The following is a 14,572-nucleotide window of genomic DNA, read 5'->3' as shown; positions in this document are numbered from 1 at the left end:
TCAAACGCTGGGCCGTCTCCATCAAATTGACTACATGCTCTATTAAGCCCCCGTGATAAGCATGATGTGTTTTAACGCCGGCGGGCGCTTTACAGAAATCTTCCATGAGCGCTTCATCAACCAGAAAACACTCCATTAATGTACGGATCTCGTTGTTTTCGATGCCTAGCAAGATTTCGCGAAGTTTTCCCAATAACTCCTGCACATCCTGCGGCGCCTGTGGCTGAAACTCAGCGGGATCGAGATTCTCTGCAGAGACCGGTTCGATATAAGTCAGGATGACCTGCAAGGTTCCCTGAAAAAGATGCACTTTCCCTTTGGCTTGCACATAATTGCCCGATTGAAAATGTTGCATTCTTTCTTCAAGAACGTTCCACATCCGGGCATTCACGACCCCTGTGCAATCACGTAAATCGGCTGACAAAAATAGGCTCGCATTACGATTGGCACGTAACTGCTTATCAACCAACAGGTAAACTTCATCTACCGGATCGCCATCCTTTAATTGGTTTATAAATTGTCGAGACATCTCGAATGGGCTTTCAATACTCTGTTTTAGATCTAAAGTTTCGCTAAGAAACACAATAGAACGATCTTAAGCCGTTCGATTCTGCTCAACAAGTCCGGCACCTGTCCGTTCTGAAAGTCTCTCTCATTTGCTTTCACTAGTCAGAAAAGAATTCCAGCTCGAGACCTCAGCGGGTCAGTTGAAAAGGCGAAAAGATGCCTAAATGTCTGTACCTACGTTGATTTGAATATTTTCATTCGGTCCGATGCCGAACCTTTTGAATACGATTCTGTTCTGTTAGAATACCCGGCCATTAAAGGGGATGTTCTCCCAACATTTCCTCCTGTGAAACAATATCACGTAAACATCTTCAAACATAATACTTAAGGAAATAACGTGCGCTGGACGAACACTCTTATCCCCACGATTAAAGAAGTTCCCGCTGATGCAGAAATTCCCAGCCATCAGTTAATGTTAAGGGCGGGATTGATTCGCCAGTTGATGGCAGGAGCCTATACTTATCTCCCCCTGGGCTGGAAAGCTGTCCAAAAAGCATCACAAATTGTCCGTGAAGAAATGGATGCCGCCGGCGCTGCGGAACTCCACATGCCTGCCCTGCAACCGATAGGGCTGTTTGAACGAACCCAGCGCAAAGAAGCCTTCGGATCAGTTTTAATTCAATTCGATCTTCCGCGCGGCAACCGGCTCATTCCAATGGCATTAGGACCCACTCATGAAGAAGTCGTGACAGATCTGATCAGTCATTGCATCAGCAGTTATAAACAACTGCCTTTGACCGTGTATCAAATCCAGACCAAGTTCCGCAATGAAGAACGCCCCCGCTTCGGTGTACTACGCACCAGTGAATTCCTGATGAAAGATGCCTACAGTTTCAGTTCCTCTGTAGAACAACTGGATGAAATCTATAACCGCATGTATCGGGCTTATTGTCGCATCTTTGCCCGTTGTGGGTTGAAATATCTACCCGTTGAAGCAGAAAGCGGCCCCATCGGCGGAGATGCCTCGCACGAATTTATGATTCCTGCAGAAAACGGTGAAGATTCGATCGTGTACTGTGAAGCTTCAGGTTATGCCGCCAATTTGGAACGCGCAGATACAGGCCGCAAGATGCCGGAAATCAAAACAGACACCAATGCAATAGCAATTGAGAAAAAAGCGACTCCCGATGCCACCAGTATTGAACAGGTCAGCAAGTTTTTGGGGTGCGAACCATCTCAAATGATTAAAACATTGATCTATCTCGCCGATGAAGAACCTGTCGCCGTCCTGATCCGGGGAGATCATGAAGCCAACGAAGGCAAAATCCGTCGCGCACTGGAGGCAACCTCCGTAGAACTGGCCGACGATGCAACAGTTCAAAAAGTCACGGATGCTCCAACAGGTTTTGCCGGTCCTGTGGGAATCAAATGTAAGATCATTGCCGATCATGATATCCCTCTTATTGTAAATGCCATCACGGGCGCGAACGAAAAAGACGCACATTTCCTGAATGTCAATGTGGGCCGCGATTATCAATTGGAAACAACCTATGATCTGCGCAACGCGGAAGCCGGCGACCCCTGCCCCAAAAGTGGCGAACCACTCAGTATCGTGCATGGTATTGAAGTCGGTCATGTTTTTAAGCTGGGTACAAAATATACCGAAGCGCTCGACGCTGACTTTCTCGATGATAAAGAAAAACGACATCCCATTATCATGGGCTGTTATGGAATTGGCGTAAATCGGATTGTCGCTGGTCTTGCCGAAACGCGGCATGATGAAAATGGACTCATCTGGCCACTCTCAATTGCCCCTTATGAAGTGCTCGTGATTCCGCTGAACACGAAAGACGATGAAGTCATGCAGACGGCAGAACGTTATTACAGCGAACTCAAAGCCGCAGGCCTGGATGTTCTGTTTGATGATCGCAACGCCCGCGCTGGAGTGAAATTCAAAGACGCCGACTTGATTGGAATTCCCTATCGCGTGGTTATCGGTGGTAAAGGACTGAAGAACGGTGAAATTGAAACCAAATGGCGAACGGCGGAAAACGCAGAGATGATTGCCCTCGATGCGGGTATTGCCCCCATTCTAGACGCCATTGAAACTCGCAAAACAGAAGAATATCAGGCAGCAAACGTGCCAGAGTAAGCGGATCTGAATTCCGGAAAGCAATGTTCATTAATAAAGCCGACAGAGAAATTCTCTCTGCCGGCTTTTTGTTTCACTTCAAGGTGAAGTAATCACAAATCGATTACTTCAGCTCTTTGATTCGAATGTTTTTCCAGGCAACTGAGTAAGGTCCGGTACCTTTTTTGATTCCATGCACCTGCAAACCAATAAAACCTGATGGATGCGACTTGTAAACTCGCTCATCTGTGAGGTCTGAAACCTGTTTACCATTAATCCAGGTTTGAATCCGTGGACCATTCGCAACAACGCGGAACTTGTTCCATTCTCCATCCTTCATATTCTTATGTGGCTTGCGCTGATCTTCTGGTGTCATCCAACCGATGCCTTTACCATCATACTTGATTGCTTCACCATAAATGTAACCGGCTTCCGCACCATTTGCGCCACTGGCTTCAATTTCCACCTGGGGACCATTCACGGCAGAATCGCCTTCTCTTTTCCGGCTGCGAGTCTGCACGCCTGAATTCAATTGGTCGTGAACTTTAACTTCAAACTCAAGTTCAAAATTTCCGTAGTTTTTCTTGGTACACAAAAATGTGTTACGGCTGCCTTCCGTAGTCGTCCCTTCAATCGTTCCGTCGACCACTTTGTAAGTAGCAGTTCCATTCTTCACCACCCAACCATCGAGTGTCTTGCCATCGAACAGTTTCACCCAATCGGACTTCTCGCCGGCTTGTACGTTAACAGTCAGACAAACAGCCGCTAAAACGGCCATACTGATTCCGAATACGCGAGTTCGTGTCATGTTTTCTCTCCAATAAAAAGTCTCAATGTTGTTATTTGTGGATCGTTCATTTAAAGCAGACTGGCTATCTTAACAAAGCAGGATTCACAAATCGAGCGGATGTATTTGAATCAACCTGTTTAACGGGACAGAATTGGTCCGGGTGCATTGATGGATGTAGCCTGTTTTGAATCTCCGGGCATTTCACGGTGTTCAAATTCTGGCGGCTCTGGACCTCCGGGACGCTGATTCCGATCCAAAGTCGGTTTTTTCGGAACCGTATCACCGGTTTCTTTTGTCCACTGATCCAGTACGGTTCGGAGCCTTGATAATTCATTCGCATACTCGGGTTTGGTCGCCAGATTGTGAAACTGATAAGGGTCTTTAGAGACAAGATACAGTTCTTCCGCAGGACGAGGTTTTAAAAACACATCCCGCTGAAATTCATTCAACTTGCCTGTATGAAATCGTTGCCAGAGCTGTTCGCCGGAAGGAAACTTAATCGATTCCACACAGAGATTTCGCTGCTCAGGCCATGCATTACGAATGTAAAGCCAGTCGCCCGTTCGTACCATTCGTTCGTGTGCTTTAAATACATGCCAGTTATGTTCGGCGAATGCGAAGTCACGAACTTTTTCCTCTGGTTGCTTTAGTATTTTTTCAAAGCTGACTCCCTGCATCCGAGGATCTCGATTCACTCCCGCCAGTTCCAGCAACGTCGGACCAATATCAATGGAACTGACAAGGCTCTTCGTTACCGTTCCGGGTTTGACAGCAGCAGGCCAACGCACGAGCATCGGAGTTTTAATGCCGCTGTCATAGAGCCTCGTCTTACAGCGAGGGAAGGGACGACCGTTGTCAGCGAAAAAAAGAATCATTGTGTTGTCAGCGATTCCTTGCGCCTCCAGCTCTTCCAGAATTTTTCCTGTAAAGAAATCGATGCGGCTGATTTCATCATAATATAGTGCAAGATCCTCGCGGGTCTCAGGTGCATCAATCAGATAAGGGGGAACAACCACATCCGCTGGTTGATGAGGCTGGTATTCTTTCGATGCCTGCCATGCCCTGTGTGCATCAACAGAAGCAAACCAGCAAAAAAATGGCTTGTCCTTTGGTCTTTTTTTGAGAATCGGAACCCAGTCCGCTTCTCTACCTGGCCCCTTCCCCTTCGAAACATGATCAAAACCGGTGAGCGCGTATTTCCCCATATGTTGTTTACCGGAAATCACCGTGTAATAACCGGCATCGCGCAATAATTGAGGAAACAGAACTTGGCTTTCAGGAAGGTCTGTATGCAGTTCCGGAGCGCCGGTATTATGGGGATAGCGACTGGTAATCACACTACAGCGACTGGGGCTGCAACTGCTGGTTGTAAGATAAGCATTATCAAACCGCAAACCTTCTCGGGCAAGACGATCCAGATGGGGAGTTCGAATCGCAGGATGACCGTAACAGCCTAGATCATTCCAGGAAACATCATCTGCAAAAATCAAAATCAGATTTGGTCTGGCTGTCGTCGATTGTTTCTCTGCATAAACCGTTGTCGTCATCAAAACTACGAATGTGACAAAAAGAAGCCAGTTCCACGAACGCAATAGAACATGCATGCTGTACGCTACCTCAATCCAAGGAATGAAAAAGAGTATGATCTGTCAGAAGCAGTAATCTCTACGGTACTAAAACAGTTCCATTATCTCAATCAAGAGGCAGCAATTCGATGATTCAGATTCTACGTGACCACTTTCTTTATGATCGTTAGAAAATACAGCGTCAGTCTTCTTCAGGTTCGATTCCGAACTCTTCGGAATCATCATCATTCTCCAGAAAAAATGGCTCGTCAGAATCAGTTTCGTCCACTTCCGATACCGGCTCAAATGTTATCGTAAGGTGAACCTGATGCTCAACAACGGGCTGAAACTGCTCGCCCAGTGGTTCAAAACGTAGATGAACCTTTGCTTCAGATGCGATTTCATTGGCTGTTTGTTCTGCGTTCTCCGCCAAATCATTCTGACCACTTTCCCGATAACAGGCCCCCAGTGATTTCCAGGGAAGTTGGCTATGAGGAATCGGTAATAAATCAGCCGCGTATTGCAGCGGTTTGATTGCCTCTGTATAGCGACCTATTCGTTTCAGAGATTCACCTCGCAAATAAGAATAGGAAGCCGTCAGGGATCCGGGATCCTTGACTTGATCCAATTCGCGGAGCGCCTGAATGGGCATCCCCAACTCCAAATAGCCTTCTGCTGCTATTAATCGTCGCACGGTTTTTTGAGGAATTCGGGGGATCATCATAATAACCTCCGGTTTCACCTGTTGCGGTGAGTCTTTTTAATTGTAATTTTTTGATATCTACCGTTTCAGTCCAGGCTTGCATCGTTCCGCTTTTAAAAACGCAATCGGAAGCCCTCTGGATCAATTTTACCGCATAGTATGTGCCAAACCTCACTTCCGCAAAAAAAGAAAACACGTAAAGCATTATAAAAAATACACTTACAACTCATCGCCAGCCTGATTACTCAAGCACGACAGTGCCATTTTGTCAGACAATCTGCGATCATTATGGTCGCAGATAATATCAAATCTGCACATAAGAGGGCTTCTTTTTAGACAAACGATAAGACACTTCGGTTCGTCTCAACTGACTTCTGAATCAGACTCAGTAAGATCAGAAAGGCTCTGTCACCTAATACGTATGAACGAGCATTTATTCAGTAACTATTTGACGAAACGTGTTATCAAATTCAAACTTTTCTTCGGAATCGGGTTCTGCAACGGTCTGAGGATTTTGCATCTCTACCGATTCGGGGGCACGAGGCCATACTGTTGAGATCCGGGATGGATCGCTTTTTAACCAGGTCTGGTCACTGATTGTTTTCTCTGGCTTCAGAAAGAGATCCGTCTTGATTTGGGAGGGATCCATGCCAGGTTTTACTTTAGGAATTGTCTGCGCTGCTTTCACCGGTTTAGTCTCTGCGCTGGCAGCAGGTTTTTTTCCTGCTTCTGGTGCTTTTGCAGCAGCCGCAGCTTTCTGCTTTTCTTTTGCCGCCCCTTCTGACTGAATCCACTCTTCCAGCGTTTTTACTTCACGCTTTTTAGCATCCTTCTTGACTGCAGTCGCAGGCGGAGTTTCAACAAACTTGGCAGATTCCAGATAATCGACCGTACTGACATTGGAAAACTCGTCACCGCCCGCCAATGGAATCTCAATTTTCGACCCCGCAAATTGTGCCCCTTCTTTGTAAATAGTTCCGCGTTGGAAAGGACCTGCGCCGAGAATCCAGGTATCGCGTGCCGTGCTCTTTGCTTGAACTATACCAGACTGCCAGACACGCTCACGTGTTTTCTGGTTGTAAGCAAAAACACTGATTTTAGCAGACGCGCTCTGATTATTCTTTTTCGCAAGTGAGATTTCAGGAATCGTCGGAATCGGAGGTGCAGTTGGAACCAGAGTTGCCGCGGATGACAACATATTACTCGCCGGAATACCATAATTCACCTCGTGACCATTAGTCGCAAGGGTGCCTACCCGCGCTTCAATCACATAATCGGCCTCTTCTTTTTCCTCCTGAATCAGACAATTGGCAGCGACAATCTGCTGCCTTAAGGAACTGGTGATGTAATCACCGTTCACAAAGCCCATGCCTTTGATATTTTTGATATACGAAGTATCAAAGTAGACTTTCTTGTTTGCCAAAGAACTGAAATCAATACTGGAAATCGTCTGGTCCACCGCATCTGAAGTCAATAATTGTTCGGTCGCGCTATTGCTAAGCACCTTGCCACACCCGGATAAAAGGGTTAACAGCACGAGAAGCAACCAGACAGGAACGCGACAGGGACTAAACCGATTGAAATCAAACATGAGTAAAGGCGATTGTCTTTTCAGCACAAATTGGTAACTGGTTTCCACTGATCGTTCGGAACGTCCGGATCAACGGCAGCCCGAAAACAAGCTGCGAAATGAAACGTGTATACGTCTTGAACCCTCAATCAATGAATTCATTAAATTGAGAGTTAAATCCGTGTGATTGATTTTATTTTGAGGGAAAGGTGACCAGTCCCAGGACGGAACTGTGACTTGAAGGAAACTCTGTTCGGATATAAATGAGATTCGATACAAGTAAAAGGTTAATCAGAATGAAACCTACGTTGAGAGAGAGAAAGGAATCATTTGATGGGGCGAAGTATAGCGAACGCATCACGATATTCAAATATGACTTTGAGCATGACGATAAATGCCGTAACCAATTTATAAATATACGGTTACGCTAATCACGCAATCTTTGGTAAAGACCGAATTCTACTTGATTTTGACATTTTACCTGGGAATCCGAGAACTGTTAAACCGATTCGATGTCTCTGAGAACTCCGTCAGCCGAGAGGAAAAGTCAGTACTTTCTAAAAAGGGACAACGGATTTGTTCCTGATAAAGAGACTCATAAGTCACTTCAATCTCTTCCACTGCCTCTGCCGTGAGAAACGCAACCTCTGCCAGTTCCTCATATCCGCCGAGTCGAAAGCAGTCACTCAATGAGGACCAGGCCTTTCGACTTTCCATCACTGGAAACAGGCGAGCCGCCTGATGTAAAGGTTCAATCGCATCGTGATATTTTTCCTGACGAACATATGCTTCTCCGATCAGATACAATCGCATCGCCTCGAGTGGACCGGCATCTTCAACGGAATGGAGTGCCTCCAGTGCCTGAATGGGCATCCCTAATTCCAGATATCCTTCAGCAGCCATAATTTTGTGTATTACTTTGGGAGAAACATTTTCTAACATAATCAATTCCTTTTTTACCGGTGGGGGCAAGCAATCCATTGCCCGGGTGCAGTTGTGTTTCCATGAAAAGTCTCAATCCTCTGAGACACAAACATTCATGGAAATACTTAAAAGCAACCTCCGTACCAATCAGGAACCCTTTGAGGTTGAATTTTCCTATCTCACTACTAACAAACGTTTTTTTACAGCAACGAAAATCCCTTCGTATCGCAAGGACCAATGAAATGTGCACTTTCTACCCAATCTCCATCTGTAAAATCTACATCTGAACTATTGAATTTCAATCTGTTCACTCCATTTCCAAAGTGACCGCAAAACTTGCACTTTGTCTCGGGAACCTGCATGATAGAGGTCAGTTTCATTGACACTTCCTAAAGCGTGATACAAGCCACCATATTTTCAACCTAGAGGATAGACCCTATGCTGTCGCTTTACAAAAAATCTACCCGTCTGACTGCTGCGGTAATTCTGAGCACTTTGATCAGCCAGCTCGTCCTGATGGGAAGTGGCATCTCTGCAGCCCACGCCAATCAGCAGAAGCAACCAAACATCCTCTTTATTTTTACGGATGACCATGCTTCGCATGCGATGAGTTGTTATGGCTCGAAAGTCAATCAGACACCGAATCTGGATCGAATTGCCCGTGAAGGAATGCTGTTTAATAATTGCTTCTGTACTAACAGCATCTGTGGTCCCAGCCGTGCAGTCATTCTAACGGGCAAGCACAGTCACCTGAATGGCTTCTTACAGAATGGCAACAAATTTGACGGCTCTCAGCAGACCTTTCCCAAGATTCTGAGGAAAAATGGCTATCAGACCGCCATTGTGGGAAAATGGCATCTTGCGACTCAACCGACAGGATTTGACTATTCCGAAATTCTGGTCGGCCAGGGACCTTATTACAATCCGCCCATGATCCGCAACGGCAAACGTGTAAAACATGTCGGCTACACGACCGACATCATTACCGACCTGGCACTCGATTATCTTAAGAACAGTCGAAACCCGAACAAACCATTTATGCTAATGTTCCAGCACAAAGCACCACATCGCAACTGGCAACCCGGTCCCAAATATCTACACATGTATGATGATGTCACAATTGCAGAGCCCGCGAACCTGTTCGATAATTATGCCGGTCGTGGAACCGCAGCCAGACAGCAGGACATGACCATCGCGAAAACAATGACACCCAATGACCTGAAGTTAACTCCCCCTGGAAACTTTACGCCAGAACAACTCAAAGTCTGGAATGCCGCTTATGGACCTAAAAATGAAGCATTTCGCAAAGCCAATCTGAAGGGCAAAGATCTGATACGCTGGAAATATCAGCGCTATATGAAAGACTACCTTAGATGCATTGCTTCAGTTGATGATAATGTGGGTCGAATGCTCGATTATCTCGAAGCAACAGGACTCGCAAAAAATACCATTGTGATTTATTCATCAGATCAGGGATTTTATCTGGGAGACCATGGCTGGTTTGATAAGCGTTTCATGTATGAAGAATCGTTCCGCATGCCGTTTATGGTTCGCTGGCCAGGCGTCATCAAGCCAGGAAGTGTGAATAATGAGCTGGTTTCTAATCTCGACTTCGCTGAAACCTTTCTGGATATTGCAGGAGCTAAGATTCCTGATGATATGCAGGGAGTAAGCCTGGTCCCTCTCTTTAAAGGTCAAGCAAACGATTGGCGAAAAAGTCTGTATTATCATTACTATGAATTTTACAACGACCGTCGTTCCGCTCACATGGTTCGCCGACATAATGGTGTCCGTACGAAACGCTACAAATTGATTGATTTTTATAACCTGGGAGAATGGGAACTCTATGATCTGAAAAAAGATCCTCATGAAATGAAAAGTGTCTATGCAGACCCAGAATACGCTCAGGTCGTTACCGATCTCAAAGCAGAATTGAAACGGCTTCAAAAACAGTATCAGGTTCCCGATGACACAGGATCTGTAAAAAAAGACCCACCATCACTTTATCTCAAACCCAGAAATAGTGGTGCTGCTCAGAAGAAGAAACCCGCCAGAAAAAAATAGATGTCGGTGCTAAACATTTAAGTAAGAGTCGAACCAACAGGAATCCCAACAGGTTCAGACTCGCTTGAGACCGTAAAACCGAATCGCGGCAATCGCATATTGTCGCGATCCCAGATCCCAGCGCCAGGGAGGTAGCATCTCCACATCGCGAACTTGACTTGCCAGCGGAGTATTACCAACCAGTAACGATAATAATACACCCGGATGCATGCCATGAAAAAAGTTCCGGGTTGAAAGCAGCTGCGAAAGATACTGCATCAATTGTTCATCGGGCACCTGTGGCAGATCAGGTGCTGAAGTCGATGACACAAAATCACTCACCAGCAAGCCTGAACCATGTTTTTCCATCAAGTCAATCATGGTTTGAAAATGCTGAGCACGGATGGCGATCATCAACTCTTCAAATCGAGCGTGAGTATCCCCAACAGTATTAACTGCCAAATGAACCAACTGGCTCAATAAACAAGTCGAGCAAACCACATCAAACGGGCCTGGCAAATCCAATAAGGCAGGCTTGCTCAGTTGCTCGATGATTTTAGCCAGACTCACATCTGCATCGCTGTCAGCAGCTTCCCAGGCTGCCAGTTGCTGGCCTACCCCCGTCAAATCGCATGTATGAACAAATACAGCGGACTCACTCGGGATACATTGAAATTGAAGCGCATGCACTAATGCGCTTTCATCGAGATCCACCAGATGAATCTCACTGAACACCCCGGAGAGCTGCTTCAAGTCGAGATCATTGCAATTACCAGCACCTAGAATACATAATCGAAGCTGCTGATGCGCTCCTGCCATATCAGCCAGATGCCCAGTGAGTATCTTACGGTGACCCTTTCCGTGTTCCCAATTGGGCCGGCTCTCCAGATTATAACGGAGCTGTTCCTCGAATATTTTGTTCATTGTAGCAGTTTGATGGCTCCGGAACCTCTGGCGAATTCTCTGGTTATACAGATAGAGTCAACTGTACGTCATACAACAGATATATCAATCGAAAACTGATGAGAATTGCATTTTTCGCTATCACTAAATCATTTCGTTAGCCAAACTAGAAACTATCTCGCTAGATTCTCGCTAGATCATATTTCATCATTTTGAGTATTCTCTGTAATGTTATTTTTTGTCTTTGCCTGTCTGGTCCCTTCATTTGTCATATCATTTCTGGCCACAGCGGCCATGCGCAAACTCGCCCCTCGCTGGGGGCTGATTGACCAACCCGCGCAAAGAAAAGTACACACAAATCCCACACCCCTGGGAGGCGGAGTCGGAATTTGGCTGGGTGTCGTCGTTCCCATTGCCATTGCCCAGCTAAGTGTACTGGTGATTTTAAAATCAGGGATGAAGCCTACCTGGATTCCCCAGGAACTGGTTCCGCATCTGGAAGGAGTCCTCTATCGCTCGAAACAGTTATGGCTTGTACTGGCGGGCGGCACTGTATTGGCTGCAATGGGCTTACTGGATGACAAACTCAATATTTCCTGGAAACCCCGATTGATCATTCAATTACTGGTCGCTTGCGGATTAGTTCTAGCAGGTGTACGGGCTACGCTCTTTCTACAAATGCCCTGGATAGGAATGCTGTTTTCAGTAGCGTGGATAATCATACTGGTTAACTCTCTAAACTTCCTGGACAATATGGATGGACTGACAGCCGGCATCGGGCTGATCGCAGCTGTTCTCTTTGCGATGATCATGCTGCGATTTACCGGGGAACCGCGCTGGCTTGTAGCAGGTGTGCTACTCGTACTTTCCGGTGCGATTGGTGGTTTCTTATGCCATAACTGGCCTCCTGCGAAAATTTTCATGGGAGATTCCGGCAGCTACTTTATAGGACTGCTTCTCTCAACTATGACGATCCTGGGAACATTTTATCCCGGAAATACTCCTGGCGGGGAATCGATCACCAGCCGTCATGTCATCCTGGCGCCACTTTGTATTCTAGCAATTCCATTGTATGACTTTTGTACGGTAATGCTCATTCGAATCAAAGAAGGACGTAGCCCGTTTCACGCAGATAAAAGTCATTTTTCACATCGGCTGGTAGAACTAGGTCTAAGTAAACGAGACACCGTTCTCACCATCCATCTGGCCACTCTGACCACCGGTGTGGGAGGCCTGATTTTGTACGAAGTTTCGTCCTGGAATGCCGCGTTACTCGTTATACTGATGATCCTGTGCGTGCTTTCCATCGTCACTATCCTGGAGAACGTAGGTCGGAAAAACCGGGAATGAGTAAACGCCGAAAACAAAACCGATCGCAGACAATTCAACCAAAATCCAAAACGTCTGCACCTCATCCTGGCTCACTGCCAGCGCTGTTATACAGAATTCAACTGTTCCTGATTGGCACATTGATCACCGCCCGATATCTGGTTCCCGCGGAATCAACACCGCAGGGTGATACGCTGTTCATCGCGCTGGGCTGGTTTATGGTGGCAATTTTGTTTTCCGGTTCTCTGCTGCTCGATCGTTCCCGAACAATTCGCATTGACTACTTTGACATCGGAGTCTGGCTGCTGGTTTCGGGGCAAGTAATATCAACAATCGTGATGATCTACTTTAAAGAAGGCCAACAACGAGCGGCTTTGAATATGATGTGGGAATGGGTGGGCCTGGGATTCACCTTCTCAATAATAAGACGGCTGGTAATAACGACACCCCTGCGCAACGCGTTCTTAAAGGGTTTATTAACCACAATTGTCCTGCTCTCAATCTACGGGATCTGGCAACACCATTGGATGTACGAGCAACTGTCAAAAGAATACATCTCTGTACGGCAACAATTAGATAACGCGATCTCACCATCAGTCCGTGCCGAATCTCAGCAAAAACTGCTTTCCATGGGTGTTCCTGCACACGCTTTATCTGGCAGTGGCCGCCAACTATTTGAATCACGCCTGTTAAAAAGCTCCGAACCGCTCGGCATGTTTGCCCTGACGAATACCTTTGCCGGATTGCTCGCAATCGGTTTCCTGATTTCAGTAGCGCAAACCTTGCAAATCTTCTTTTCCAAAACATATGATCTCTCTTCAACTGGAAACCGATTAAAATCGTGGATCTTGGTGCTTCCCACATTGCTCATTGGCTATTGTCTGATCCTCACCAAAAGCCGCACGGCCATGATCGGCGTTATCGGAGGACTGATTAGCCTTGGTCTCTTGAAACTGATTCAAAATCGACAATACTCGGCTGAACAGAAACAACTCTGGAATAAAAAGATTATCAAATCGGTCGCAGCAGGTGTGATCGGACTCCTGATTTTGATTCTTCTGGCAACATTCAGCGGCGGATTTGATCTGGCCGTTTTGACAGAAGCAACCAAATCACTCCAGTATCGCATGGAATTCTGGACTGCCACCTGGGATGTGATCCAGGAAAATTCGCTCTGGGGAACAGGGCCGGGAAATTTTCGAGAACATTATCTCAAGTACAAACTGCCCGGATCAAGCGAAGAAATTTCGGACCCCCATAACCTGTTTCTCGACGTCTGGGCGAACGCTGGAATTATTGCATTGGCAGGCTTAATCATGATACTTTCGCTTGCCTGCTATCACTGGATCCGCAGGCCCATGCCTGCCAACATTGACACGGAACTGAAGCCTCCCACTGACGATACTGAATTTTCGCGCAATCAAGTCGCCTTATTGTCTGGCTTTGCTACATCATTCCCACTGTTATGGGGAGTGCAATTATTCCTGCTCTCAGTAGATGAATCGCTGCTCTGGCCTTTCTGCCTGGGATGGTTGATAATTTTTTCTATGTTGAGCTTCGGTTGGCATGGATTCGATGGTTCAGATCAGAGAAATTCTTCTTCGACTCTGACTCCACTGGCATTGGCGGCCGCCTTTATCGCACTTAGCATTCATCTGCTGGGAGCTGGTGGAATTGCTATGCCGGCGGTCATACAAACCTGGCTACTTCTTCTGGCATTGGCTTTTCCCCGCACCACTCAACATGCAGATCTGGCCCCGCAATCCGATACACAGAGCCATTTTGACCAGTTACACTCTCATAAAACAATATACTTGAAATCTCCCTTTTTCTTAATTTCCCTTTTGTTAACGGTTTTCTTTTTAATATCTTCTTTCGCGCCAACAATTCAGCGAAAAAAACTCGTACGAGAGGGAGAGCAAATACTGATCCGCGGTCAGTCCGTTCGCGGTGCGCAACAGTATTTCATTCAAGCCTGCGAGGTAGACCCACTTTCGCCAGCTCCCTGGCAGACTTTGGCCGAACTTCAATGGAATCAGGGAACTCAAGACCGGGATGCGTTTGCACAAGCTGTAAAGCTGAAAAAAGCTGCCATTCTAAGGGATCC

At 46.4% G+C, this 14,572-nt stretch carries 11 protein-coding genes; 4 read left to right on the top strand and 7 right to left on the bottom strand.

What is annotated here, in order from left to right; genetic code table 11:
- On the bottom strand, nt 1-529 hold a 529-nt coding region (locus Q0668_RS18080; RefSeq protein WP_298867191.1), incomplete at its 3' end, for an OB-fold nucleic acid binding domain-containing protein.
- Between the two features lie 375 nt (nt 530-904).
- Here Q0668_RS18080 and Q0668_RS18075 point away from each other — a divergent pair.
- A complete protein-coding gene (locus Q0668_RS18075) occupies nt 905-2,659 on the top strand; it encodes a proline--tRNA ligase (protein WP_298867189.1) in 1,755 nt (584 codons plus the stop codon).
- Between the two features lie 103 nt (nt 2,660-2,762).
- On the opposite strand, the gene Q0668_RS18070 is transcribed toward Q0668_RS18075, so the two are convergent.
- The 5 genes from Q0668_RS18070 to Q0668_RS18050 form a co-directional block, all read right to left on the bottom strand.
- The gene (locus Q0668_RS18070; protein WP_298867187.1) at nt 2,763-3,446 is read right to left on the bottom strand and encodes a DUF1080 domain-containing protein; all 684 of its coding nucleotides are present in this window, start codon (nt 3,444-3,446) and stop codon (nt 2,763-2,765) included.
- Nucleotides 3,447-3,565: 119 nt separating this feature from the next.
- Complete coding sequence (locus Q0668_RS18065) at nt 3,566-5,032, bottom strand: sulfatase (protein WP_298867186.1); 1,467 nt, start codon at nt 5,030-5,032, stop codon at nt 3,566-3,568.
- A gap of 163 nt (nt 5,033-5,195) precedes the next feature.
- The gene (locus Q0668_RS18060) at nt 5,196-5,717 is read right to left on the bottom strand and encodes a hypothetical protein (RefSeq protein WP_298867183.1); all 522 of its coding nucleotides are present in this window, start codon (nt 5,715-5,717) and stop codon (nt 5,196-5,198) included.
- A 412-nt stretch (nt 5,718-6,129) separates the two neighbouring features.
- Nucleotides 6,130-7,287: a DUF6655 family protein gene (locus Q0668_RS18055; RefSeq protein ID WP_366918955.1), complete on the bottom strand. Its 1,158-nt coding sequence runs from the start codon at nt 7,285-7,287 to the stop codon at nt 6,130-6,132.
- Nucleotides 7,288-7,743: 456 nt separating this feature from the next.
- Nucleotides 7,744-8,208 carry a hypothetical protein gene (locus Q0668_RS18050; protein ID WP_298867179.1) on the bottom strand — a complete coding sequence of 155 codons (465 nt, stop codon included), beginning with the start codon at nt 8,206-8,208 and terminating at the stop codon, nt 7,744-7,746.
- A 498-nt stretch (nt 8,209-8,706) separates the two neighbouring features.
- On the opposite strand from Q0668_RS18050, the gene Q0668_RS18045 reads away from it, so the two are divergent.
- Nucleotides 8,707-10,254 carry a sulfatase gene (locus Q0668_RS18045; RefSeq protein ID WP_366918956.1) on the top strand — a complete coding sequence of 516 codons (1,548 nt, stop codon included), beginning with the start codon at nt 8,707-8,709 and terminating at the stop codon, nt 10,252-10,254.
- A 54-nt stretch (nt 10,255-10,308) separates the two neighbouring features.
- Here the strand turns inward: Q0668_RS18045 and Q0668_RS18040 are convergent, their stop codons facing one another.
- Entirely contained in the window at nt 10,309-11,157 is an 849-nt protein-coding gene (locus Q0668_RS18040) for a hypothetical protein (RefSeq protein ID WP_298867174.1), read from the bottom strand.
- Nucleotides 11,158-11,364: 207 nt separating this feature from the next.
- Between Q0668_RS18040 and Q0668_RS18035 the strand changes: the two genes are divergently transcribed.
- Both Q0668_RS18035 and Q0668_RS18030 read left to right on the top strand, forming a co-directional pair.
- Nucleotides 11,365-12,486 carry an MraY family glycosyltransferase gene (locus Q0668_RS18035; RefSeq protein WP_298867172.1) on the top strand — a complete coding sequence of 374 codons (1,122 nt, stop codon included), beginning with the start codon at nt 11,365-11,367 and terminating at the stop codon, nt 12,484-12,486.
- On the top strand, nt 12,483-14,572 hold a 2,090-nt coding region (locus Q0668_RS18030; protein WP_298867170.1), incomplete at its 3' end, for an O-antigen ligase family protein. The genes Q0668_RS18035 and Q0668_RS18030, both read left to right, overlap by 4 nt.

The organism is uncultured Gimesia sp., from assembly GCF_937910335.1.
Classification (GTDB): Bacteria; Planctomycetota; Planctomycetia; order Planctomycetales; family Planctomycetaceae; genus Gimesia.
This window is presented reverse-complemented; position numbering and strand designations above follow the sequence as displayed.

Bases quoted from the DNA above. Each gene is read 5' to 3' on its own strand.
- Q0668_RS18040 (WP_298867174.1), bottom strand. From the start codon at position 11,157: ATGAACAAAATATTCGAGGAACAGCTCCGTTATAATCTGGAGAGCCGG.
- Q0668_RS18050 (WP_298867179.1), bottom strand. From the start codon at position 8,208: ATGTTAGAAAATGTTTCTCCCAAAGTAATACACAAAATTATGGCTGCT.
- Q0668_RS18070 (WP_298867187.1), bottom strand. From the start codon at position 3,446: ATGACACGAACTCGCGTATTCGGAATCAGTATGGCCGTTTTAGCGGCT.
- Q0668_RS18055 (WP_366918955.1), bottom strand. From the start codon at position 7,287: ATGTTTGATTTCAATCGGTTTAGTCCCTGTCGCGTTCCTGTCTGGTTG.
- Q0668_RS18035 (WP_298867172.1), top strand. From the start codon at position 11,365: ATGTTATTTTTTGTCTTTGCCTGTCTGGTCCCTTCATTTGTCATATCA.
- Q0668_RS18065 (WP_298867186.1), bottom strand. From the start codon at position 5,032: ATGCATGTTCTATTGCGTTCGTGGAACTGGCTTCTTTTTGTCACATTC.
- Q0668_RS18045 (WP_366918956.1), top strand. From the start codon at position 8,707: ATGGGAAGTGGCATCTCTGCAGCCCACGCCAATCAGCAGAAGCAACCA.
- Q0668_RS18060 (WP_298867183.1), bottom strand. From the start codon at position 5,717: ATGATGATCCCCCGAATTCCTCAAAAAACCGTGCGACGATTAATAGCA.